At 62.3% G+C, this 22580-nt stretch carries 18 protein-coding genes; 1 reads left to right on the plus strand and 17 read right to left on the minus strand.

Features of this window, described 5'->3' with window-relative positions; all coding sequences use genetic code 11:
* Positions 1-168: 168 nt before the first annotated feature.
* The 4 genes from dnaE to proS all read right to left on the minus strand — a co-directional run bounded on the left by dnaE (position 169) and on the right by proS (position 7512).
* Complete coding sequence (gene dnaE / locus M1D34_RS09165; RefSeq protein WP_498778769.1) at positions 169-3678, minus strand: DNA polymerase III subunit alpha; 3510 nt, start codon at positions 3676-3678, stop codon at positions 169-171.
* A 470-nt stretch (positions 3679-4148) separates the two neighbouring features.
* Positions 4149-4835 (minus strand): ABC transporter ATP-binding protein, encoded by a 687-nt coding sequence (locus M1D34_RS09170; RefSeq protein ID WP_010969157.1) that lies wholly within the window; start codon positions 4833-4835, stop codon positions 4149-4151.
* A 17-nt stretch (positions 4836-4852) separates the two neighbouring features.
* Complete coding sequence (locus M1D34_RS09175; RefSeq protein WP_003531874.1) at positions 4853-6166, minus strand: lipoprotein-releasing ABC transporter permease subunit; 1314 nt, start codon at positions 6164-6166, stop codon at positions 4853-4855.
* 17 nt (positions 6167-6183) lie between these two features.
* Entirely contained in the window at positions 6184-7512 is a 1329-nt protein-coding gene (proS, locus tag M1D34_RS09180) for a proline--tRNA ligase (protein ID WP_028010317.1), read from the minus strand.
* Between the two features lie 415 nt (positions 7513-7927).
* Here proS and M1D34_RS09185 point away from each other — a divergent pair, with 415 nt between their 5' ends.
* Positions 7928-8206 (plus strand): hypothetical protein, encoded by a 279-nt coding sequence (locus tag M1D34_RS09185; protein ID WP_498778771.1) that lies wholly within the window; start codon positions 7928-7930, stop codon positions 8204-8206.
* 414 nt (positions 8207-8620) lie between these two features.
* Here M1D34_RS09185 and M1D34_RS09190 read toward each other — a convergent pair whose 3' ends face one another.
* The 13 genes from M1D34_RS09190 to M1D34_RS09250 all read right to left on the minus strand — a co-directional run bounded on the left by M1D34_RS09190 (position 8621) and on the right by M1D34_RS09250 (position 22577).
* A complete protein-coding gene (locus tag M1D34_RS09190) occupies positions 8621-8890 on the minus strand; it encodes a DUF1467 family protein (RefSeq protein ID WP_013844284.1) in 270 nt (89 codons plus the stop codon).
* A gap of 139 nt (positions 8891-9029) precedes the next feature.
* Positions 9030-9434, minus strand: a complete 405-nt coding sequence (mce, locus tag M1D34_RS09195; protein ID WP_498778774.1) for a methylmalonyl-CoA epimerase — start codon at positions 9432-9434, stop codon at positions 9030-9032.
* A gap of 58 nt (positions 9435-9492) precedes the next feature.
* Positions 9493-11160 (minus strand): ribonuclease J, encoded by a 1668-nt coding sequence (locus tag M1D34_RS09200; protein ID WP_498778775.1) that lies wholly within the window; start codon positions 11158-11160, stop codon positions 9493-9495.
* Between the two features lie 27 nt (positions 11161-11187).
* Positions 11188-11955, minus strand: a complete 768-nt coding sequence (locus tag M1D34_RS09205) for a biotin--[acetyl-CoA-carboxylase] ligase (protein ID WP_498778777.1) — start codon at positions 11953-11955, stop codon at positions 11188-11190.
* Entirely contained in the window at positions 11952-13394 is a 1443-nt protein-coding gene (gene nuoN / locus M1D34_RS09210) for an NADH-quinone oxidoreductase subunit NuoN (protein ID WP_003531859.1), read from the minus strand. Before nuoN ends, M1D34_RS09205 begins: the two co-directional genes overlap by 4 nt.
* 19 nt (positions 13395-13413) lie before the next feature.
* On the minus strand, positions 13414-14925 hold the full coding sequence (locus M1D34_RS09215; protein WP_498778778.1) for an NADH-quinone oxidoreductase subunit M: 1512 nt from the start codon (positions 14923-14925) through the stop codon (positions 13414-13416).
* Positions 14925-16919, minus strand: a complete 1995-nt coding sequence (nuoL, locus tag M1D34_RS09220; RefSeq protein WP_003531855.1) for an NADH-quinone oxidoreductase subunit L — start codon at positions 16917-16919, stop codon at positions 14925-14927. Before nuoL ends, M1D34_RS09215 begins: the two co-directional genes overlap by 1 nt.
* Positions 16920-16926: 7 nt before the next feature.
* Entirely contained in the window at positions 16927-17235 is a 309-nt protein-coding gene (gene nuoK, locus M1D34_RS09225; RefSeq protein WP_003531854.1) for an NADH-quinone oxidoreductase subunit NuoK, read from the minus strand.
* A 29-nt stretch (positions 17236-17264) separates the two neighbouring features.
* Positions 17265-17879, minus strand: a complete 615-nt coding sequence (locus M1D34_RS09230; RefSeq protein ID WP_003531851.1) for an NADH-quinone oxidoreductase subunit J — start codon at positions 17877-17879, stop codon at positions 17265-17267.
* A gap of 151 nt (positions 17880-18030) precedes the next feature.
* Positions 18031-18522: an NADH-quinone oxidoreductase subunit NuoI gene (gene nuoI / locus M1D34_RS09235; protein ID WP_003531850.1), complete on the minus strand. Its 492-nt coding sequence runs from the start codon at positions 18520-18522 to the stop codon at positions 18031-18033.
* 64 nt (positions 18523-18586) lie between these two features.
* Positions 18587-19630, minus strand: a complete 1044-nt coding sequence (nuoH, locus tag M1D34_RS09240; RefSeq protein WP_003531848.1) for an NADH-quinone oxidoreductase subunit NuoH — start codon at positions 19628-19630, stop codon at positions 18587-18589.
* 20 nt (positions 19631-19650) lie between these two features.
* Positions 19651-21732 (minus strand): NADH-quinone oxidoreductase subunit NuoG, encoded by a 2082-nt coding sequence (gene nuoG, locus M1D34_RS09245; RefSeq protein ID WP_498778782.1) that lies wholly within the window; start codon positions 21730-21732, stop codon positions 19651-19653.
* Positions 21733-21932: 200 nt separating this feature from the next.
* Positions 21933-22577, minus strand: a complete 645-nt coding sequence (locus tag M1D34_RS09250; RefSeq protein ID WP_498778784.1) for a helix-hairpin-helix domain-containing protein — start codon at positions 22575-22577, stop codon at positions 21933-21935.
* Positions 22578-22580 lie beyond the last annotated feature (3 nt).

Consider the following 22580-nt stretch of genomic DNA (forward strand, 5'->3'; position numbering starts at 1 on the left):
TTTAAGGGCTGTTGAGATTCGGGATACCCGCCGCGGCTTATTTGATCTCCTCATTCCTGTGCTCGTCACAGGAATCCAGCCAGACCAAGTCCTTGGGCTGGAAGAACTCTTCCCCGCGCCGCAGACGCGACGCTGCTGCATCTCTGTGACAAGCACAGAGAACAGACCTTAAACCAGCTCGACGTCCACCACCCCGGGAGCGGAGCGAAGGGCGGCGGCGATCTCGGGTGAGATCCGGTATTTCTCGTTGAGCTCGACTTCGATCTCCCGCTGTCCGTTGTCCTTGATGACGATAAAGGAAACCAGGCCGTCCCCCCTGGCGTTCAGATGCGAGGCGATGGAGCGCAGCGGTCCGCAGTCGCGCACATAGACGCGCAAGGCCTTCTGCATCTGCAGCGATTCCTCCTCGAGCGAACGCAGGGTTCGGATACGAAGGCCGATCCCTTCCGGCCGCTCCTCCGCATCGACCGTCATCACCAGCGATTTGCCGGGCTCCAGAAGATCGCGATACTGGTTCAGCATTTCGGAGAAGAGCACGGCCTCGAACTGGCCTGACGCGTCCGAGAAGGCGACGATCCCCATCTTGTTGCCGGTGCGCGTCTTGCGTTCCTGCTTCGACGTCACCGTACCGGCGAGGCGGCCCGCCGCCGCTCCCTTTTTCACGGCTGCCGAGAAATCCGTAAATGTCTGCACGCGCATCTTCGCGAGCAGATTATTGTAGGTGTCGAGCGGATGGGCGGAGAGATAGAAGCCCAAGACCTGGAACTCGCGATGCAGCTTCTCCGAGGCGAGCCACGGCGTATAGGGCGGGAGCGCTATCTTCTCGGGCCCCGTCGCGGCCCCCGCGCCGAACATGTCGCTCTGGCCGCTCACCTTGTTTTCCTGGGCGCGCTGCGCGAAACCGAGGATGCGATCGAGCCCGCCGATGAGCTCCGCCCGGTCGTAGCCGAAGCAGTCGAAAGCACCGGCGGCGATCAGACTTTCGAAAACACGTCGGTTCAAGAGCTTCGGATCGATCCTCAGGCAGAAGTCTTCGAGACTTGCGAAGGGTCGATCGCCACGCACGGCGACGATGTGGTCGACGGCAGACTCGCCGACGCCCTTTAGGGCGGCGAGCGAGTAATAGATGCGGTTGTCGCCGGTTTCGAAGTGGCGGTGGGAGGTCTGCACGGACGGCGCGACCACCTGAATGCCGAGGCGCATCGCGTCCTGACGGAAATCGTTGATCTTGTCCGTGTTCGACATGTCGAGCGTCATCGACGCTGCGAGGAACTCGACCGGATAATGCGCCTTCATGTAGGCGGTCTGGTAGGAGACGATGGCGTAGGCGGCGGCATGCGACTTGTTGAAGCCGTAATTGGCGAACTTGGCGAGAAGGTCGAAGATCAGGTCGGCCTGCGGCTTCGAGACGCCATTCTTGACGGCGCCATCGACGAAGCGGGCGCGTTGCTTGTCCATCTCCGCCTTGATCTTCTTGCCCATGGCGCGGCGCAGGAGGTCGGCCTCGCCGAGCGAATAGCCCGAGAGCACCTGAGCGATCTGCATCACCTGCTCCTGGTATACGATGACGCCCTGCGTCTCCTTGAGCAGGTAATCGATCTTCGGATGGATCGATTCGATCTCCTCCTCGCCGTGCTTGCGGGCGTTGTAGACCGGGATGTTCTCCATCGGACCCGGGCGATAGAGCGCCACAAGCGCGATGATGTCCTCGATGCAGTCCGGGCGCATGCCGATCAGCGCCTTGCGCATGCCGGCGCTTTCCACCTGGAACACGCCGACCGTCTCGCCGCGCGAAAGGGTCTCGTAGGTCTTCGGATCGTCGAGCGGAATGCTTGCAAGGTCGATATGGATGCCGCGCTTGCCGACGAAGTCGACGGCGGTCTTCAGAACGGTCAGCGTCTTCAGGCCAAGGAAGTCGAACTTCACGAGACCCGCCTGCTCGACCCATTTCATGTTGAACTGGGTGACCGGCATGTCGGAGCGCGGATCGCGGTACATCGGCACGAGCTGCGAGAGCGGCCTGTCGCCGATGACGATGCCGGCCGCGTGCGTCGAGGCGTGGCGGTAAAGCCCCTCGATCTTCTGGGCAATGTCGAGGAGACGGGCAACGACCGGCTCCTTCTCCGCCTCTTCCTGCAGGCGCGGTTCCTCCTCGATCGCCTTGGAAAGCGGCGTCGGGTTGGCGGGATTGTTCGGCACCAGCTTGCAGATCTTGTCGACCTGGCCATAGGGCATTTCCAGCACGCGGCCGACGTCGCGCAGTGCTGCACGCGCCTGCAGCGATCCGAAGGTGATGATCTGCGCCACCTGCTCGCGGCCGTATTTCTGCTGCACGTAGCGGATGACCTCCTCGCGCCGGTCCTGGCAGAAATCGATATCGAAGTCGGGCATCGACACGCGCTCGGGATTGAGGAAGCGCTCAAAAAGCAGCGAGAAGCGCATCGGATCGACATCGGTGATCGTCAGGGCATAGGCGACCAGCGAGCCGGCACCCGAGCCGCGGCCCGGCCCGACCGGAATGTCATGCTGCTTGGCCCATTTGATGAAGTCCGCAACGATGAGGAAGTAGCCCGGAAACTTCATCCGCTGGATGACGCCGAGTTCGAAGGCCAGCCGCTCCCGATAGTCCTCTTCCTTGTAGCCGGGCGCCATGCCGAGCTTGGCAAGGCGTTCCTCCAGCCCCTCCTCCGCCTGCCGGCGCAGTTCCGCTACCTCCGCGCGTTCAGCCTCCTCCGGATCATCCGAAGCGCCGGTAAAGCGCGGCAGGATCGGTCCGCGGGTCTTCAACATGAAGGAGCACCGCCGCGCCACCTCGATCGTGTTCTCCAAGGCCTCGGGCAGATCCGCAAAGAGCGCCGCCATCTCCTTGCGGCTCTTCAAATAATGGTCCGGGGTCAGACGGAAGCGGCTGTCGTCGGACACCATCGCATTGTGGGCGACGGCCATCAGCGCATCGTGGGCATCATAGTCGGACGGCGACGGGAAAAACGCCTCGTTGGTGGCGACGAGCGGAACGTCGAGCCGATAGGCGAGATCGATCATGCGGTTCTCGTGACGCCGGTCGTAATTCCCGTGCCGCTGCAGTTCGACATAGAGGCGATCGCCGAAAAGCTCGATCAAGGCTTGCAGGCGTGCCTCGGCCAGAGCCGGCGAACCCGACTTCAGCGCCATGTCGACCGGGCCGGCTCCCGCACCGGTGAGCGCGATCAGGCCGGTCGTGCCGCCAGCCGCAAGCCAGGAGCGGCTTATTCGCGTTTGCTGGTGACCCTCGCCTTCGAGATAGGCGCGGCTCACGAGCTCGACGAGGCGGGCGTAACCGTCCTCGGTCGCCGCGATCAGCACGATCGCGGGAAGTTTGACGAACTGATGGGCGTGTCCGCGCCGCTCGCCTTCCGCCTCGTCTTCCATATCGATCGAGAGCTGGCAGCCGATGATCGGCTGCAATCCGTCGTCGGCCGCCTTCTGCGAGAATTCGAGTGCCGCGAAGAGATTATTGGTGTCGGCGATGCCGATCGCCGGCTGATCGTCGGCGACCGCCTTGCCGATGATCTTCTTCAGCGGCAAGGCGCCTTCCAGCAACGAATAGGCGGAATGCACCCGCAGGTGAACGAACTGCGGATCGGCCGCAGCCCCTGTGCCGTGCCCGATACCCTGCCCGATACCCTGGTTGCCTGTCATCGCCGCACTCCGATTCTTGTCCGGCGTCGAGGATATCCTGTTTCCCGTCCCAACTGTCCAGTCTCAAGGACGGGCCGCCGGGGTTTTTGCCCGGCGTATGGTGTTTACTGCGCGTTCGACAGGACGCGGAGCACGCTGGATAAATCCCGGTCACAGGCCGAGAGCGATTACCGAGATGCTCACGATGAAAAGGCTCATCGAGGCGAAGGCAGCAAGATCACGTACGAAATCAGCCATAACTTGTCTCCTTTCCGCTAGTGTTCCCTTTTTGTTCTATTTCTGTTCGATAGTCAAGGAAGTCTGCATGGAAGACCCCGCTATTCAGTGGCTATGGTTAATGTGCACCGACGGCCCCCATTCGCGCATGCGTTCCGAGGAGCGACACGCCTCGAACGGAACATGCAAGGAGCGCCAAGCGGTGACCGCGCCTCGAGCGAGGTCGGAGCTGAATACGCGCGGCGGCGGCCGGACTATTTCAGTTCGACCACCTTGCCGTCCTCGATCGTCACGCGGCGATCCATGAGCGAAGCGAGTTCGTGATTGTGGGTGGCGATCAGCGCCGCGAGCCCGGACTGGCGCGCCAGGGCTTCCAGCGCCTCGAATACATAGCCGGCCGTCTCGGGGTCGAGGTTGCCGGTCGGCTCGTCCGCCAAAAGGATGAGCGGCGCATTGGCGACCGCCCTGGCGATGGCGACGCGCTGCTGCTCGCCGCCGGAAAGCTCGGTCGGGCGGTGGCTGCCGCGATGGCCGATGCGCATATAGTCCAGAAGGGCCGATGCCCGCTCCGCCGCCTCGGCCTTGGGCAATCCGGCGATCAGTTGCGGCATCATGATGTTCTCCAGCGCCGAGAATTCCGGCAGGAGATGGTGGAACTGATAGACGAAGCCGATCTCGTTGCGGCGGATTGCCGTTCGCCGGTCGTCGCTGAGGCCGTTGCATGAGGTGCCGTTCACGAGCACCTCGCCCTCATCCGGGTGTTCGAGCAGCCCGGCGATATGAAGCAATGTCGACTTTCCGGTACCGGACGGTGCCACGAGGGCGACTGTCTCGCCGCTTCGCAACGTCAGGTCGGCTCCCTTGAGGATCGGCAGAAACGTGTCGCCCTCGCCATAATGCCGCTCGATGCCGGAGAGCTGCAGTGCCACGCGCGCATTCATTTAAGCTGTTGTCCTTGTTATTCGTACCGCAGGGCCTGCACCGGATCGAGGCGCGAGGCGCGCCAGGCCGGGAAGATCGTGGCAAGGAAGGAAAGCGCAAGCGCCATGACGACGACGGTGACGGTCTCGTCGGCATTCATGTCGGCCGGAAGCTGGCTGAGGAAATAGAGCTCCGGATCGAAGAGCGTGGCGCCGGACACCCAGGAGAAGAACTGGCGGATCGACTCGATGTTGAGGCAGACGACCACCCCGAGGGCGACGCCGGCGATGGTTCCCGTAACGCCGATTGCGGCGCCGGTCATGAAGAAGATGCGCATCACCGAACCGGAGGTCGCGCCCATCGTCCTGAGGATCGCGATATCGCTGCCCTTGTCCTTCACCAGCATGATCAGCCCGGAGATGATGTTCAGCGCCGCGACCAGCACGATCAGCGTCAGGATCATGAACATTACGTTCCGTTCCACCTCGAGCGCGGAAAAGAATGTCCTGTTGCGTTCGCGCCAGTCGGTAATGAATATCTGCCGGCCGGCGGCGTCCTCCACCGGCTTGCGAAGCTCGTCGACCGCGTCCGGATGCTCGGCGAATATCTCGATCGACTGAACGAGGCCTTCGGCGTTGAAATAGAGCTGCGCTTCCTCGAGCGGCATGAAGATGATGGTCGCGTCGTATTCCGACATGCCCATCTCGAAGATGGCCGAGACGGTATAGGCCTTGACCCTCGGATTCATGCCCATCGGCGTCACGTCGCCGTTCGGCGAGGTGAGCGTGATCGTCCCGCCGACCCGGATGCCCAGTTGCTCGGCCATGCGCGAGCCGATGGCGACCCCGCTGCCCGACGCGAAGCCGACGAGGTCGCCGGACTGAATATGCTCGGAGATCGACTTCAGCTTGGTGAGGTCGTCGGCGCGTATCCCGCGAACGAGCGCACCCGTCGACGCATCGCCCAGGCCTTGCGCGAGAACCTGGCCCTCGACGATCGGAATGGCCATGGTCACGCCCGGAACGGCGGAGAATCTGGTGGCAAGATCGGCATAATTGGTGAGCGGGCCGTCCAGGGGCTGGACGATCATATGGCCGTTCATGCCGAGAATGCGTGAAATGAGCTCGGTTCGGAAGCCGTTCATCACCGCCATGACGATGATCAGCGTTCCCACCCCAAGCATGATCCCGATGAAGGAGAAGCCGGCGATGACCGAGATGAACGCTTCCTTCCGCCGCGAACGCAGGTAGCGCCAGGCGACCATACGCTCGAAGGCGGAGAAGGGACGGCTGGAAGATATGCTGGATGGAGCGGCAGCTTGCACTTGCTCATCCGTCGCCGCGGTCATCATCGATCCCTTCGTCTCTGTTATCTCGCCGCGACCAGTTTGTTGATCGCCGCTTCGACGGTCATCGTCTCCCGCGCGCCGGTCTTGCGGTCCTTCACTTCGACTTCGCCGTTCGCGATCGAACGCGGTCCGACGATCACCTGCACCGGCACGCCGATGAGGTCGGCGGTCGCGAACTTCCCGCCGGCGCGCTCGTCGGTGTCGTCAAGAAGAACATCGAATCCAGCCTTGCCGAGATCGGAGTAGACCCTGCCGCAAGCCGCATCGCAAGCGTCATCGCCCGTTTTCATGTTGATGACGACGACGTCGAACGGGGCGATGCCCTTCGGCCAGATGATGCCGTTGTCGTCATGCGAAGCTTCGATGATCGCCGGCACCAGGCGGGTCGGACCGATGCCGTAGGAGCCCATATGCACGGTGTGTTCCTTGCCGTCCGGCCCGAGCACCTTCGCACCCATCGCCTCGGAATATTTGGTGCCGAAATAGAAGATGTGACCCACCTCGATACCGCGCGCGGACAGGCGCTCGCCTTCGGCGATGGCGCCGAAGGCGGCCTCGTCATGCATTTCCGAGGTCGCCGCATAACGCGACGTCCATTTGTCGAAGATCGTCTTCAGGCCGGCGACGTCGTCGAAATTCGTATCCTCGCCCGGAATGTCGAAGCCGAGAAAGTCCTTGTGGCAGAACACCTCGGACTCGCCGGTGTCGGCAAGGATGATGAACTCATGGCTCAGGTTTCCGCCAATGGGACCCGTGTCGGCACGCATCGGTATGGCGCGCAGCCCCATCCGGTCGAAGGTGCGCAGATAGGCGGCGAACATCTTGTTATAGGCGTGCTCCGCCCCTGCCCGGTCGAGATCGAACGAATAGGCGTCCTTCATCAGAAACTCGCGCGAGCGCATGGTGCCGAAGCGCGGGCGGATTTCGTCGCGGAACTTCAGCTGGATATGATAGAGGTTCAGCGGCAGATTGCGGTAGGACTTGACGTAGGAGCGGAAGATGTCGGTGATCATCTCCTCGTTCGTCGGCCCGTAGAGCATCGGCCGGTCCTGCCGGTCCTTGATGCGCAGCATCTCCTTGCCATAGGCGTCATAGCGCCCGCTCTCCTGCCAGAGCTCCGCCGATTGCAGCGTCGGCATCAGCAGTTCGATGGCGCCGGAACGGTTCTGCTCCTCGCGAATGATCGCATTGACCTTGTCCAGCACGCGCTTGCCGAGCGGCAGCCATGTGTAGATGCCGGCGGACTGCTGGCGGACCATGCCCGTCCTCAGCATCAGTCGATGGGAAACGATTTCCGCTTCCTTCGGATTTTCCTTCAAGATGGGCATGAAAAAGCGGGACAGGCGCATGACAGGTTCCAGAACTGGTGAATTCGCACTATCGACGGATTCAGGCAAAATGACGTTGTGCTTCGGCCGCCCCTTCGCCTGAGATCAGGGTAGGCAGCTGTTGCCATTCTAACAGGGCTCTTGATTTTCCCGGCGACGCATCGACGGGAACCTTCGAGTTCAGCGTTCATAGCCGCTTCGCGCACGGAAGGGAACCCTGCCGTAGGGGGTGGCGGGACGCTGCATCGACACATATCCCGGATAAGAAACACCAGGCCCGCCCTGCGGCAAAAGAGCACGCTAGTAACAGGACGAAGACAGTTGGTGTCAACGGAAAAATTTTACCCGACTGTAGCAAAAATGCAAAAAAAGCAGATGACAGCGCCCAAGGTTTGAGCTAATTTCGGCTCACAAAACAGGCAGGAAGACCAAATTCTTGCCGAAATTCGCGGTCAAGTCTTGGGAGGATAAGATCTTAGGCGCGCTTGTTCGCTGCCGCCGGAAACGGATTAAAGATCACGCGACACTTAAAAACAAGGCTTTGGCCTTGTTTTTTTTTGGTTTTTTCAACTCACAGATTACGGCGAAGCAGCTGAACAGTGTCTTTTTGTTGGCTGTCAAGGGCTGGGCCCGCCCGGTCGGCGCCCCGGAACCCCTCGAACGAAATGCCTCGGCAGCCCCGCCACCCCTCTTTCGCCGTCATGCTTGGGCTTGACGCAGACTTGACCCCAGAATCCACACTCAAGCCCCCACCAAAGTTCAAAATACAGCACTCTAAGGCCTGTTGAGATCGGGATTCCGCCGCGGCTTGTTTGATCTCCTCATCCCTGTGCTTGTCACAGGGATCCAGCCAGACCAAGTCCTTGGGCTGAAAGAACATTCCCCGCGCCGCAGACGCGGCGCTGCTGGATCTCTGTGACAAGCACAGAGATGAGGAAGAGGAGAAATTGCAGTCCTCCGAGGTTCCCACAGCGCGCCGCGCGTCTTATCAGTCTAGCCCACGAGATCAGCCGGAGCATGCCGCGGATTAGGGCCGAGGCCGCGGTGGCGGCGCCCGCTCTCAATCTGAGGCTTTGCCCGGTGTCATGCTGCTTGCTCGCGATGCCGGTTCCGTCGCCACCGCAATCGCTCAGTAGAATTTCGGCGCGAAGCGCGGAATGGCGTCGATGTCGTAGCCGAGCTTCACGGAAAGGACGTACCAGCCGAGATGGATGACCGCGGCGATCACCGTCGTGAGCAGCACGACCCTCAAGGCGCGGAAGCGTGCAGGAGCACTCTCGACGGTTCCGGGGACGACATCGTTCTCCTCGGCCTGCGTGCGCACCCCCAGCGGCAGCACGACGAAGAGCGTGATCCACCAGATGATGAAATAGATTGCGAAGGTCGAAAAGACGGACATCGAAAATCTCTGGAGCACTTCCACGAAAAGCGGGTAGCGGATTTCCGTGCGGAAGTGCACAGCTTCAGGAGTTGGAGCGTTCGCCTGCCTTATAACGCCGAGCGGCCGATGCCGCAAACCTCTTCCCCGCGCCCGACTGTCACACCTCTTCGAGCTCGATCAAGGTGCCCTGAAAGTCCTTGGGGTGAAGAAACAGGACCGGCTTGCCATGCGCGCCGATCTTCGGATTGCCGTCGCCGAGGATACGGGCACCTGCCTGCCTCAGCCGGTCGCGCGCGGCGATGATGTCTTCCACCTCATAGCAGATGTGGTGCATGCCGCCGGCCGGGTTTTTCTCGAGGAAGGCGGAGATCGGCGATCCCTCGCCGAGCGGCTCGAGCAATTCGACCTTGGTGTTGGGCAGCGTCACGAAGACGACGGTCACGCCGTGTTCAGGCAGGGCCTGCGGTTCCGTGACCGATGCACCGAGGGTGGAGCGATAGCTTTCGACTGCGGCCGAAAGGTCCGGGACCGCAATCGCCACATGGTTCACTTTTCCCAGCATCGAACACTCCACTCCTTGCCCTGCAGCTGACGCCCACGGCGGGCGTCGCGCACGGAAGTCAGACCTTCGTGATAAAAACCGTCACGACCGGCTTCTTGCCCCAGACCTGGTTCGTGGTGCTGCGCACGGCGCGGCGAACGGCTTCCTGCAGCATCGCGAGGTCCTTCCGCTTTGCCCGCGGGATGCTTTCCACGGCGCCGAGCACCGCATCATAGAGCGTGTCCTCCATCGCCTCGCCTTCGTCGTCGAATTCCGGAAGGCCGATCGGCACGACGTCCGGGTCACCCAGAAAGTCGTAGCGGCTGTCGAGTACGACACTGACGGAGACGTGGCCGGCAAAGGACAGCTTGCGGCGTTCACCGATCCCCATCTCTTCGAAATCGCCGATGAGGGTGCCGTCCTTGTAGATGCGGCCGTGCGGCGCCTCGTCGATGACTTCCGCGGGGCCCGGCGCAAGCCGTAGCATTTCGCCATTGCGCAGCCGCGGCACGCTCGGGATGCCCGATTGCAGCCCGAGCTCCGCATGTGCCGTCAGATGCGCCGCCTCGCCATGCACCGGCACGAGGATCTGCGGCTTCACCCATTGGTACATCTGCTGGAGCTCGGTGCGCCGCGGATGGCCGGAAACATGCACCAGCGCCTCGCTATCCGTGATGATGTGGATGCCTTGCTCGATAAGCCCGTTCTTGATGTCGTTGATCGCTTTTTCGTTGCCGGGGATGGTGCGCGAAGAAAATACGATCGTGTCGCCGGACGAAAACGCCACGTTGCGCATCTCGTCGCGAGCGATCTTGGCAAGGGCCGCGCGCGGCTCGCCCTGGCTGCCCGTCAGGATGACGACGACCTTGTCGCGCGGAATGTAACCGAACTCGTCCTCTGCGAGGAACGGCTTCACGCCTTCCATGAGCCCGACATCGCGCGCAACGTCGACGACGCGCTTCATCGAACTGCCGAGTAGAAGCACCTCCCGCCCCGCAGCCTCTGCCGCTTCCGCAACAGAGCGGATGCGCCCGACATTGGAGGAGAAGGTGGTGATCCCGACGCGGCCCTCGGCATCGGCAATGATCTTGGCGAGACTTTCGGAGACTTGCCGTTCGGACGGCGACACGCCTTCGCGCAAGGCATTGGTCGAATCGCAGACGAGCGCGAGGACGCCTTCCTCCCCGATATGGCGGAACCGCGACTCGTCGGTCAGGGGCCCCAGCGAAGGCTCGAGATCGATCTTCCAGTCGCCCGTGTGCACGACGGTGCCGAGTTGCGTGCGGATGACGAGCGCCATCGGCTCGGGGATCGAATGATTGACCCCCACGGCTTCGACGCTGAAAGGCCCGACATTGATGCGGTCGCCCTGCTTGAAGATCGTGATCGGGATCTCACTGCGGGACTTTTCGAATGCGCGCTTGGCCTCCAGCATGCCCGCGGTAAAGGGCGAGGCGTAGACGGGAACGTTCAGGCCCGGCCACAGATCGTTCAGAGCCCCGTAATGGTCCTCATGCGCATGCGTGATGATGATCGCCTTCAGGTTGCGGCGCTGTTCGGCCAGAAAGGCGATATCGGGCAGAACCAGATCTACGCCGGGCAATTCCGGGCCGGGGAAGGTCACGCCGCAATCGACCATGATCCATTGGCGGTGACCTGGCCTTCCATAGCCGTAAAGGCCGAGATTCATGCCTATTTCGCCGACGCCGCCGAGCGGCAAGAACACCAGTTCTTCATCTTGCGCCATGTCGTGATGCGCCTTTGCTTTTTTTAATCATCCAAAAAATACGTCGCCCGCCGCAATGGTTTGCGGCGGGCCGGAACCCGTGTCGAGTAGAAGCCGGCCGTCCCGATCGATACCTGCAAAGCGGCCGGAAAGCGAGCGGTCCGGCAGGTTGACCGTGATCGCCTCGCCGATGCCCTTGGCCGCGGCGCGCCACTGATCGATGATTGCGGCGACGCCGGCGCCACGGTCCCAAATGGCGAGCGTCTCGGCCATGGTTACGAAAAGATGCGCGAACAGCTCCTCGGGAGAGATTGTCGCGCCCTCGCGCCGAAGCGATGTGACGGGGTAAAGTGCATCTTCAGGCATGACGGCGACATTGATGCCGCAGCCGATCACCAGGGCCCGCCGCCCGTCGGCCAGAACCTCGCCTTCGAGAAGAATGCCGCAGGTCTTCCGCCCGTCGATAAGAATGTCGTTCGGCCACTTGATCGCGGCCTCGGCTCCGCCCGGCGGCATCACCCGGCGGATGGCCCGATGAACCGCAACCGCTGCCGCAAGCGGCAGCGCATGCAGCCTGTCCACCGGCGCCGGATCGATGAGCAGCAGGGATGCGTAGAGGTTCCCCGGCTCCGAGAACCAGGCGCGGCCACGCCTGCCCCTGCCTCCGGTCTGGCGCACCGCGGTGATCCAGAGATTGCCCGGATCACCCTCGCGCGCCCGCAGAAGGCACTCGCTGTTGGTCGAGACCGTTTCGGCGAGCGCGACGTGCCGGAAATCTTCAGGCGAACTCCGGCCGCCGCTTCGTCCGCCGGTCAAAAGAATGTCCGCGCCGCGGCTTCGGCGGCGGTTCCGAGCGGACCGCCGATGAGCACGTAGCCGAGCACGAAGAGGCCGGACAGGCCGAACACCAGCCTAAGCTCGCCCGCCGTCCGGGCAAACTCGCCTCTCGGCTCCTCGAACCACATCACCTTGATGACCCGCAGATAGTAGTAGGCGCCGACGACGGAAGCGAGCACGCCGATGATTGCCAAGCCATAGAGCTGCGCCTCGATTGCCGCGACGAAGACGAAGTACTTGGCGAAGAAACCTGCCAGCGGCGGGATGCCGGCGAGCGAGAACATGAGGATCGTCAGCACCGTCGCCATGAAGGGGTTGGTCTGCGAAAGACCGGCAAGATCGTCGATGCCTTCGACATGCTCGCCTTCCCTGCGGCGCATGGCGAGGATGCAGGCGAATGTGCCCAGCGTCATGACCATGTAGATCAGCATGTAGAGGATCACGCCGCGCACGCCGGCCATGGAGCCGGCCGCGAGGCCGACGAGCGCATAGCCCATGTGACCGATCGAGGAATAGGCCATCAGCCGCTTGATGTTGCGCTGGCCGATCGCGGCGAAGGAGCCGAGCAGCATCGATGCGATCGAGATGAAGACGACGATCTGCTGCCAATCGGCGACCACCGGCTCGAAGGCATTGATGACGATGCGAACGAGGATCGAAATGGCCGCGACCTTCGGTCCGGCGGCGAAGAATGCCGTCACCGGCGTCGGGGCGCCTTCATAGACGTCCGGCGTCCACATATGGAAGGGAACGGCGGAGATCTTGAAGGCGAGGCCTGCAAGAATGAACACCAGACCGAAGACGAGGCCCAGCGACCGGCCCTCGGCCGTGAGCGCCGCCGCGATCTCGTCGAAGCCGGTATGCCCGGTGAAGCCGTAGACGAGCGACATGCCGTAAAGCATCATCCCCGAAGACAACGCACCGAGAACGAAATATTTCAGGCCCGCTTCCGTCGAGCGGACGCTGTCGCGGTTGATTGCCGCCACGACGTAAAGGGCGAGCGACTGCAGTTCCAACGACAGGTAGAGCGAGATGAGATCGTTGGCCGAGATCATCAGCAGCATGCCGAGGGTGGCCAGAACCAGAAGCACGGGGAACTCGAACCGGTCGATCTGAGCCGAACGCGCGTGGCCGACGGTCATCACCATCACGGTGATCGAGCCGATCAGGGCCAGCACCTTCATGAATTTGGCGAAAGGATCCGACAGGAAGGCGCCGCCATAGGCCTCCCCCTCGCCCGTCTTCAGCACGAGCCAGAGCCCGGCGATGATGAGCACCGCGACCGCAAGGCCGGTTACCGTCGGTGTGGCTCGTTCGCCCGAGAAGACGCCGATCATCAGGAGTGCCATCGCGCCGACCGCAAGGATCAGCTCGGGCATCGAAAGTTGCAGGCTGGCGATAAGGGTTTCAGCAGTCATGTCACATCACGTCCCTTGATCATTGCACCGAAAGCGCAACGTCTTGCGCTGCCTGCAGGGCGGCGGCGTAGTTGTTGACGAGCAAGTCCACGGAGGCCGCGGTCGCGTCGAAGACCGGTGCCGGATAGACACCGAAGAAGATGGTCAGGATCACCAGCGGATAGAGAATGAGCTTCTCGCGCGCCGACAGATCGAGCAACGCCTTCAAGCTTTCCTTTTCCAGCGCACCGAAAATGACCCGGCGGTAGAGCCAGAGAGCGTAGGCGGCCGACAGAATGACGCCGGTCGTCGCGAACAGAGCGACCCAGGTGTTGGCGCGGAAGGCGCCCACCAGCGTCAGCACTTCGCCGACGAAACCCGACGTTCCCGGAAGGCCCACATTGGCCATGGTGAAGACCATGAAGGCGACGGCATATTTCGGCATGTTGTTGACGAGGCCGCCATAGGCCGCGATCTCGCGCGTATGCAGCCGGTCATAGACGACGCCGACGCAAAGGAAGAGCGCGCCCGAGACGATGCCGTGCGACAGCATCTGGAAGATCGCACCCTGGACGCCCTGAACATTCGCCGCGAAGGTTCCCATCGTCACATAGCCCATATGCGCAACCGAGGAATAGGCGATGAGCTTCTTGATGTCGGTCTGCATCATCGCCACCAGCGAGGTGTAGATGATCGCAATGATCGACAGCGTGAAGACGAACGGCGCGAAGAAGTCGGACGCCAGCGGGAACATCGGCAGGGAGAAGCGCAGGAAGCCGTAGCCGCCGAGCTTCAGGAGGATGCCGGCCAGGATGACCGAGCCTGCCGTCGGCGCCTGCACGTGCGCATCGGGAAGCCAGGTGTGCACCGGCCACATGGGCATCTTCACCGCGAAGGAAGCGAAGAAGGCAAGCCAGAGCCAGGTCTGCATTTCACGCGGGAACTGATAGGCCAGCAATTGCGTGATGTCGGTGGTGCCCGCCTGCCAGTACATCGCCATCATGGCGAGCAGCATCAGAACGGAACCGAGCAGCGTGTAGAGGAAGAACTTGTAGCTCGCGTAGACGCGCTCCTTGCCGCCCCAGACGCCGATGATGATGAACATCGGGATGAGGCCCGCCTCGAAGAAGACGTAGAAAAGGATGATGTCGAGAGACGCGAAGACACCGAGCATCAGCGTTTCCAGGATCAGAAACGCGATCATGTACTCCTTCAGGCGCTTCTCGATCGTGACCCAGCTTGCCAGCACGCAGAACGGCATCAGGAATGCCGTCAGCGGGACGAAGAGTATGGAAATGCCGTCGACGCCCAGATGGTAGGAAATGCCGGTGCCGAGCCACTCCCGCTTCTCTACCATCTGGAAGCCCGGGTTCGACGGGTCGAACTGGTACCAGATGTAGAGCGACACGAGGAACGTGAAGACCGTCGTCAGCAGCGAGACGTTCAGGATGTTGCGGCGGCCGTAGGCGCTGTCTTCCCTTGTGAGCAGGAGAAGCAGAACGCCGACGAGCGGCATGAAGGTGACCGCGGAAAGTACGGGCCAATCGGTCATCAGAAGGAACTCCCGAGCATCATCCAGGTAACGAGCGCTGCAATACCGATCAGCATGGCGAACGCGTAGTGGTAAAGGTATCCGGTCTGCAGGCGGACCACCCGGTCGGTCACGTCGAGAACGCGCGCAGCGATCCCGTTCGGGCCGTACCCGTCGATCACCCGTCCGTCACCCTCCTTCCAGAGGAAGGTACCGAGGCGCTTGGCGCTGCGGACGAACAGGAAATCGTAGAGTTCGTCGAAATACCACTTGTTGAGCAGGAACTGGTAAAGCCCGCGATGCTGCTCGGCGAGATATTTCGGCGTCTCCGGCGAGCGGATGTACATGTACCAGGCCGTGAAGAGACCGAGCGCCATGGCCGCGAACGGGCTCCATTTCACCCACAGCGGAACGTGGTGATACTCCTCGAGAAGTTCGTTTTCGGCCGACGTGAACAGAGCGCCCTGCCAGAATTCGGCGTAGTGGTGGCCGAAGAAATAGTCGTGGAACAGGAAGCCCGCGACAAGGGCGCCGGCGGCCAGGATGTAGAGGGGCACCAGCATGACCTGCGGCGACTCGTGGACGTGATGCATGACGTCGGAGGAAGCGCGCGGCTTGCCGTGGAACGTCATGAAGGTCAGGCGCCAGGAGTAGAAACTGGTGAAGAGCGCTGCGATGACCAGCAGCACGAAGGCCAGACCGGAAACGACGCTATGCGACGCGAAGGCGGATTCGATGATCGCATCCTTCGAGAAGAAGCCCGCCGTGCCGATGACCGTACCGGGAATGCCGACGCCGGTGAGCGCGATCGTACCGATGAACATCATCCAGTAGGTGACCGGAATATGCGTGCGCAATCCGCCCATGTAACGCATGTCCTGCTCGCCGTCGACGGCGTGGATGACCGAGCCCGCGCCCAGGAACAGGAGCGCCTTGAAGAAAGCGTGCGTGAAGAGGTGGAAGATCGCCGCGCCATAGGCGCCGACGCCGAGCGCGACGAACATGTAGCCGAGCTGCGAGCAGGTCGAATAGGCGATGACGCGCTTGATGTCGTTCTGGACGAGACCGACCGTCGCCGCAAAGAATGCGGTGATCGCACCGATGAGCGTGACGACCGTCAGGGCGTCCGGCGACAGCTCGAAGAGCGGCGACATGCGGGCGACGAGGAAGACGCCCGCGGTAACCATGGTTGCGGCATGGATAAGGGCCGAAACCGGGGTCGGGCCTTCCATGGCGTCCGGCAGCCAGGTGTGCAGCAGGAACTGCGCCGACTTGCCCATCGCGCCCATGAAGAGCAGCAGGCAGGTGGCCGTCAGGGCATGCCCCTTGTCGAGCTGCATTCCGAAGAGATTGATGACCGCATCCCCCGCCGCAGCACCCTCGGCCGGCAGATAGTTCTGCGCGGCGGCGAAAATGGTCTCGAAATTGATCGAGCCGAAGAGGACGAAGACGCAGAAGATGCCGAGCGAGAAGCCGAAGTCGCCGACGCGGTTGACGATGAAGGCCTTCATCGCCGCCGCATTGGCGGACGGCTTCTTGTACCAGAAGCCGATCAGCAGGTATGACGCGAGACCCACGCCTTCCCAGCCGAAGAACATCTGCAGCAGATTGTCCGACGTGATGAGCATCAGCATCGCGAAGGTGAAGAGCGACAGATAGGCGAAGAAGCGCGGCCGGTTCGGATCGTGGTGCATGTATCCGATCGAATAGATGTGCACCAGGGTGGAAACCGTGTTGACGACGACGAACATGACGGCCGTCAGCGTGTCGACGCGGAAAGCCCATTCGACATCGAAGCTTCCGGACTGGATCCAGCGCAGCACCGAAACCTTGATCATCTCCTCCTCGCCGAGAGCGACGTGGAAGAAGACGAACCAGGAGAGCGCGGCGGTGACGAGCATCAGGCCGCTGGTCACATATTCGGATGCCTTGGCGCCGATCTGCGTGCCGAGAAGGCCGGCGATCAGGAAGCCGATCAGAGGCAGGAAAACGATAGCCTTGACGATGGTATCCATAGCCCTGTCAGCCCTTCATCATGTTGACGTCTTCGACGGCGATCGAGCCGCGGTTGCGGTAGAAGACGACGAGAATTGCAAGTCCGATCGCGGCTTCGGCCGCCGCAACGGTCAGGATGAACAGCGCGAACACCTGGCCGGTGATGTCGTTCAGGAAGGCCGAGAAGGCCACCATGTTGATGTTGACGGCCAGCAGGATGAGCTCCACCGACATGAGGATGATGATGACGTTCTTCCGGTTGAGGAAGATGCCGAAGACGCCGAGCGTGAACAGAATGGCGCTGACGGTCAGATAGTGGGAAATTCCGATTTCCATAAGTGTAGTCCCTCGACCTCGCGTCCCGATTAGATGCCCTGCCCCGGCTTGACCGTAACCACCTCGACGGCGGTTTCGGGGGTGCGGGCAACCTGTTGCGGAATGCTCTGACGCTTGATGTTCTGACGGTGACGCAGGGTCAGCACGATGGCGCCTATCATGGCGACGAGCAGCACGAGCCCCGCGATCTGGAAGAAATAGACGTAATGGGTATAGAGGACATCGCCGAGCGCGGCGGTGTTGGTGCGCTCGCTGGGTGCCGGTATCGGCATTGCGATGCCCTTGGCGATCTCAGGTGAGAAGGCCGAGCCGCCGACAACGACGATCAGTTCGGCGGCAAGGATCAGCCCGATCAGCGCGCCGATCGGCGCATATTCGAGCACGCCGGCGCGAAGCTCGGTAAAGTCGATATCGAGCATCATGACCACGAAGAGGAAGAGAACCGCGACGGCCCCGACATAGACCACCAGCAGGATCATCGCCAGGAACTCGGCACCGGTCAGCAGGAAGAGCCCGGCCGCGTTGAAGAAGGTCAGGATCAGGAACAGAACCGAATAGACCGGATTCCTGGCCGCGATGACCATGAATGCCGACGCCACGGCGATGAAGGCAAAGAGATAGAAAAAAAGAGCCTGCAGACCCATGATCGGTGCCTTTTTCGTCTTGCTGGCGTGAAGGCCCCCAGGCCCGCACTCCATGAGGCAAAGCCGGACCACATGTCCGGCCGATGCCCAAACCCGTTTTGCATGCACCGTCTTCGATCAAGCGGCGCGATGCTGCGTTGCGCGAATGGCCTCAGCGGTAGGGCGAGTCCATCGCAATGTTGCGCGCGATTTCCCGCTCCCACCGGTCACCGTTGGCGAGCAGCTTCTCCTTGTCGTAGTAGAGCTCTTCGCGCGTCTCGGTGGAGAACTCGAAGTTCGGCCCCTCGACGATCGCATCGACCGGGCAGGCTTCCTGGCAGAAGCCGCAATAGATGCACTTCACCATATCGATGTCGTAACGCACCGTGCGGCGCGTGCCGTCGTTGCGGCGCGGCCCGGCCTCGATGGTGATGGCCTGCGCAGGACAGATCGCCTCGCACAGCTTGCAGGCGATGCAACGCTCTTCGCCGTTGGGATAACGGCGCAGCGCGTGCTCGCCGCGGAAGCGCGGACTGACGGGCCCCTTCTCGAAGGGATAGTTCAAGGTCGCCTTCGGACGGAAGAAATAGCGCATCGACAGAAGGAATGCGCCGACGAATTCCTTGAGGAACAGCGAGCTGACGGCGTTCGAAAGACCGGCCATCATTAACCTCCAAACTTGCCGGTCTGGGAGAAACCGGCGGTATGCAGCGAAGCTTGAGCGGCCATCATGCCCAGCCCGTCAGCTTCAGAACGAATGCGACGATGACGACCATCGCCAGCGAAAGCGGCAGGAAGACCTTCCAGCCGAGGCGCATCAGCTGGTCGTAGCGGTAGCGCGGGACGAAGGCTTTCACCATGGCGAACATGAAGAACACCAGCGACGCCTTCAGCACGAACCAGATGATGCCCGGGACCCAGTTCAGGAGCCAGATATCGACCGGAGGCAGCCAGCCGCCGAGGAACAGGATCGTCGTCAGCGCGCACATCAGGCAGATCGCCGCGTATTCACCGAGCATGAACATCATGTACGGGGTCGAGCCGTATTCGACCATGAAGCCGGCGACGAGTTCCGATTCGGCTTCCGGAAGATCGAAGGGCGGACGGTTCGTCTCGGCGAGCGCCGAGATGAAGAAGATGATGAACATCGGGAAGAGCGACAGCCAGTGCCAGTCGAGGAACGAGGCAGGCAGGCCGAGCATGGTGCCGAGACCGTCGTTCTGCGCGTTTACGATGTCCGTCAGGTTGAGCGAGCCGACGCAGAGCAGCACAGTGACGATGACGAAGCCGATCGAGACCTCGTAGGACACCATCTGCGCCGCGGAGCGCAATGCGCCGAGGAAAGGATATTTCGAGTTGGACGCCCAGCCGCCCATGATGATGCCATAAACCTCGAGAGAAGATATGGCGAAGACGAAGAGGATGCCGACATTGATGTTCGCGATCACCCAGTTCGCATTGAGCGGAATGACCGCCCAGGCGGCGAGCGCCAGCGTCACGGAAACGAGCGGCGCGAGCAGAAAGATCGTCTTGTTGGCGCCGGCCGGGATGACCGGCTCCTTGAAGACGAATTTCAAAAGGTCGGCGAAGGACTGGAACAGCCCAAAGGGGCCGACGACGTTAGGGCCGCGGCGAAGCTGCACGGCCGCCCAGATCTTCCGGTCGGCGAGCAGGACATAGGCGATGAAAAGCAGCAGCGCGACCAGAAGCAGGAGCGACTGGCCGATCATGATGGCCGTGGGCCAGACATAGGTCGAAAAGAAAGCGTCCATGATGCTCTATTCCCTCGCGCTCATTCCGCGGCAGCTTTGAAATTGTTGCGCGCCAAGGCCGAGCATTCGGCCATGACGGCGGATGCGCGCGCTATCGGGTTCGTCAAATAGAAGTCTTTGACCGGAGACGCAAACACGGATTTCGCCATCGCACCGGCTTTTTGCGCAAGTGCGGCAATTTCGTCGCTGCTGCCGGCGGCGATCTCGTCGACTGCGGCGAAATGCGGATGGGCCGCATAGAGCTTCGCGCGCAATTCGCCGAGCGAATCGAAAGGCAGCTTCCTGCCGAGCACGTCGGAAAGCGCACGGATGATCGCCCAGTCCTCGCGGGCTTCACCCGGCGCGAAAGCGGCCCGGTTGCCCATCTGGACGCGTCCCTCGGTATTGACCCAGGTGCCGGACTTTTCCGTGTAGGTCGCGGCGGGAAGAATGACATCCGCCGCATGCGCGCCGTTGTCGCCGTGCGAGCCGATATAAACGGTGAAGCCGGCCTTCCTGGCCGAGAGATCGATTTCGTCGGCACCCAGCAGGAAAAGGACATCCATGGCGCCGACCATTTCGCCCGCCGACTTGCCGCCCTGACCGGGAACGAAGCCGAGATCGAGACCGCCGACGCGGGCGGCCGCGCTGTGAAGCACGGCAAATCCGTTCCACTCGGCGTTCACCGCGCCAACGGCAACGGCGAGCTTCGCCGCATTGGCGAGAACGGCCGCACCGCCCTCCCCTGCCAGGGCCCCCTGGCCGACGATGATCAGCGGACGCGCGGCCTTTTCCAACGTCGCGAAGAACGTCCCCTTGCCGGAAACGAGTTCGGCGAGCGTGTCGGTACCCGCACCCAGATATTCGTATTCGTAACGCAGCTCACCCGCCTCGCCGATCACACCGATGGGGAAGTTGGCCATGCGGTAGCGCTTGCGGATGCGGGCATTGAGGACCGACGCTTCGAAGCGCGGATTCGAGCCGATGATAAGCAGCGCATCGGCGCTTTCGATACCCTGGATCGTCGGGTTGAAGATGTAGCTCGAACGGCCGAACGACGGATCGAGCGCTGCGCCGTCCTGCCGGCAGTCGAGGTTCCCGGAGCCGAGCGAGGAGACGAGCTCCTTCAGCGCATACATTTCCTCGACCGAGGCGAGATCGCCGGCGATCGCGCCGATCCTGTCGCCGGACGTGCCGGCAACGGCGGTCTTGATCGCCTGGAAGGCTTCGCCCCAGCTTGCCGGCTGCAGGCGTCCATCCTTCTTGACATAAGGGCGGTCCAGGCGCTGCGTCTTCAGCCCGTCCCATATGAAGCGCGTCTTGTCGGAGATCCACTCTTCGTTGATCTCCTCGTTGACGCGCGGCATGATCCGCATGACTTCGCGGCCGCGCGTATCGACGCGGATGGCCGAGCCGACCGCGTCCATGACATCGATCGATTCGGTCTTGCCGAGCTCCCACGGGCGCGCGGTGAAGGAGAAGGGCTTGGAGGTCAGCGCGCCGACCGGGCACAGGTCGACGACGTTGCCCTGCAGTTCTGAGGTCATCGCCTGTTCGAGATAGGTGGTGATCTCGGCATCCTCGCCGCGGCCGATCAGGCCGAGTTCGGCGATGCCGGCGACTTCCGTCGTGAACCGGACACAGCGCGTGCAGTGAATGCAGCGGTTCATCACCGTCTTGACGAGCGGACCGATATATTTGTCCTCGACCGCGCGCTTGTTTTCCTGATAGCGCGAGCTGTCGATGCCGAAGGCCATCGCCTGGTCCTGCAGGTCGCACTCGCCGCCCTGGTCGCAGATCGGGCAGTCGAGCGGGTGGTTGATGAGCAGGAACTCCATGACGCCTTCGCGCGCCTTCTTGACCATCGGCGTGGTCGTGAAGACTTCCGGCACCTCGCCGTTCGGACCGGGACGAAGGTCGCGCACGCCCATGGCGCAGGAAGCCGCCGGCTTCGGGGGTCCGCCCTTGACCTCTATCAGACACATGCGGCAGTTGCCGGCAACCGAAAGCCGCTCATGGAAACAGAAGCGCGGGACCTCGGCGCCGGCCTCCTCGCATGCCTGAAGCAGCGTGAAATGATCCGGGACCTCGATCTCTTTTCCGTCGACTTTCAGCTTTGCCATCTTCGTACTCAATCCTGTCTTCAGTCCGTCTGCTCTTCTACAGCGCCGCGCGTCTTGTCAGGCGCGCAAGGGTCGCTGCGGCACTTTGGTTTGCTGCATGTTTCCTTTAACCGGCTGCGATTAAAGGAAATATGCAGTAGGCGACGGACAATTCCTTCACGGTCTCGCCGCTTGCCGTGACGACCGCACGGGTCGTCACGTTATTTCTCTCGCGCTCCCGTCAGCGCCTTTGCCTGCCCGATCCAATCGTCGCGGACCACGCGGCCGGCAAGGCCGAGTTCGCTATCCAGTCGCTCCACGTCGGCCCTGCTCAGGGCGGCGATGTCGGCGAAGCGGAAAATGCCTCTGCCGTTCAGCACCTGCTCGAGCTTGGGGCCGATGCCGGAGATACGCTTCAGGTCGTCGTTTGCGAGGCTTTCCGCCGGTGCCGCAGCCTGCTTGACGGGCCTGCGCGATTTGCGCGTCTCGCCCGCGGAGACCGGAGCTTTCCGCGCCTGCGCCGCCTTTTGCGGTCTTGCGACCGGAGCAGGCTTGGAGACCTCCGCCTGATCGGGCGCGGCAACGCTTTTCTGCAGCGTGCTGGCCGCCCCCTGCATCGCGCCGAACATCATGCCGGCGATGTGACTGGACAGACCGAAGCCGAGAGCCGTCGCCGCTGCAACGGCCGCCGCCGGATGCGCCATCAACGGATGCAATCCGACGCTCGGCAAGCCGGCGTTCGACAGGTTCTTCATCCATTCGCCCATGCCGAACGGATCGGCCGGGTCGGCGCCCTGAGGCCATGCGAATGGACCGGCCGCGCTCGCGGCTGTCCTCTCCTGTCCGTCCTTGCGTGCCCCAGCCATGGT

Source organism: Ensifer sp. D2-11 (assembly GCF_054161295.1).

What these genes read in the sequence shown, in the direction of transcription:
- dnaE (WP_498778769.1), bottom strand. Translation starts at nt 3,678, where the DNA reads ATGACAGGCAACCAGGGTATCGGGCAGGGTATCGGGCACGGCACAGGG.
- M1D34_RS09170 (WP_010969157.1), bottom strand. Translation starts at nt 4,835, where the DNA reads ATGAATGCGCGCGTGGCACTGCAGCTCTCCGGCATCGAGCGGCATTAT.
- M1D34_RS09175 (WP_003531874.1), bottom strand. Translation starts at nt 6,166, where the DNA reads ATGATGACCGCGGCGACGGATGAGCAAGTGCAAGCTGCCGCTCCATCC.
- proS (WP_028010317.1), bottom strand. Translation starts at nt 7,512, where the DNA reads ATGCGCCTGTCCCGCTTTTTCATGCCCATCTTGAAGGAAAATCCGAAG.
- M1D34_RS09190 (WP_013844284.1), bottom strand. Translation starts at nt 8,890, where the DNA reads ATGTCCGTCTTTTCGACCTTCGCAATCTATTTCATCATCTGGTGGATC.
- mce (WP_498778774.1), bottom strand. Translation starts at nt 9,434, where the DNA reads ATGCTGGGAAAAGTGAACCATGTGGCGATTGCGGTCCCGGACCTTTCG.
- M1D34_RS09200 (WP_498778775.1), bottom strand. Translation starts at nt 11,160, where the DNA reads ATGGCGCAAGATGAAGAACTGGTGTTCTTGCCGCTCGGCGGCGTCGGC.
- nuoN (WP_003531859.1), bottom strand. Translation starts at nt 13,394, where the DNA reads ATGACTGCTGAAACCCTTATCGCCAGCCTGCAACTTTCGATGCCCGAG.
- M1D34_RS09215 (WP_498778778.1), bottom strand. Translation starts at nt 14,925, where the DNA reads ATGACCGATTGGCCCGTACTTTCCGCGGTCACCTTCATGCCGCTCGTC.
- nuoL (WP_003531855.1), bottom strand. Translation starts at nt 16,919, where the DNA reads ATGGATACCATCGTCAAGGCTATCGTTTTCCTGCCTCTGATCGGCTTC.
- nuoK (WP_003531854.1), bottom strand. Translation starts at nt 17,235, where the DNA reads ATGGAAATCGGAATTTCCCACTATCTGACCGTCAGCGCCATTCTGTTC.
- M1D34_RS09230 (WP_003531851.1), bottom strand. Translation starts at nt 17,879, where the DNA reads ATGGGTCTGCAGGCTCTTTTTTTCTATCTCTTTGCCTTCATCGCCGTG.
- nuoI (WP_003531850.1), bottom strand. Translation starts at nt 18,522, where the DNA reads ATGGCCGGTCTTTCGAACGCCGTCAGCTCGCTGTTCCTCAAGGAATTC.
- nuoH (WP_003531848.1), bottom strand. Translation starts at nt 19,630, where the DNA reads ATGGACGCTTTCTTTTCGACCTATGTCTGGCCCACGGCCATCATGATC.
- nuoG (WP_498778782.1), bottom strand. Translation starts at nt 21,732, where the DNA reads ATGGCAAAGCTGAAAGTCGACGGAAAAGAGATCGAGGTCCCGGATCAT.
- M1D34_RS09250 (WP_498778784.1), bottom strand. Translation starts at nt 22,577, where the DNA reads ATGGCTGGGGCACGCAAGGACGGACAGGAGAGGACAGCCGCGAGCGCG.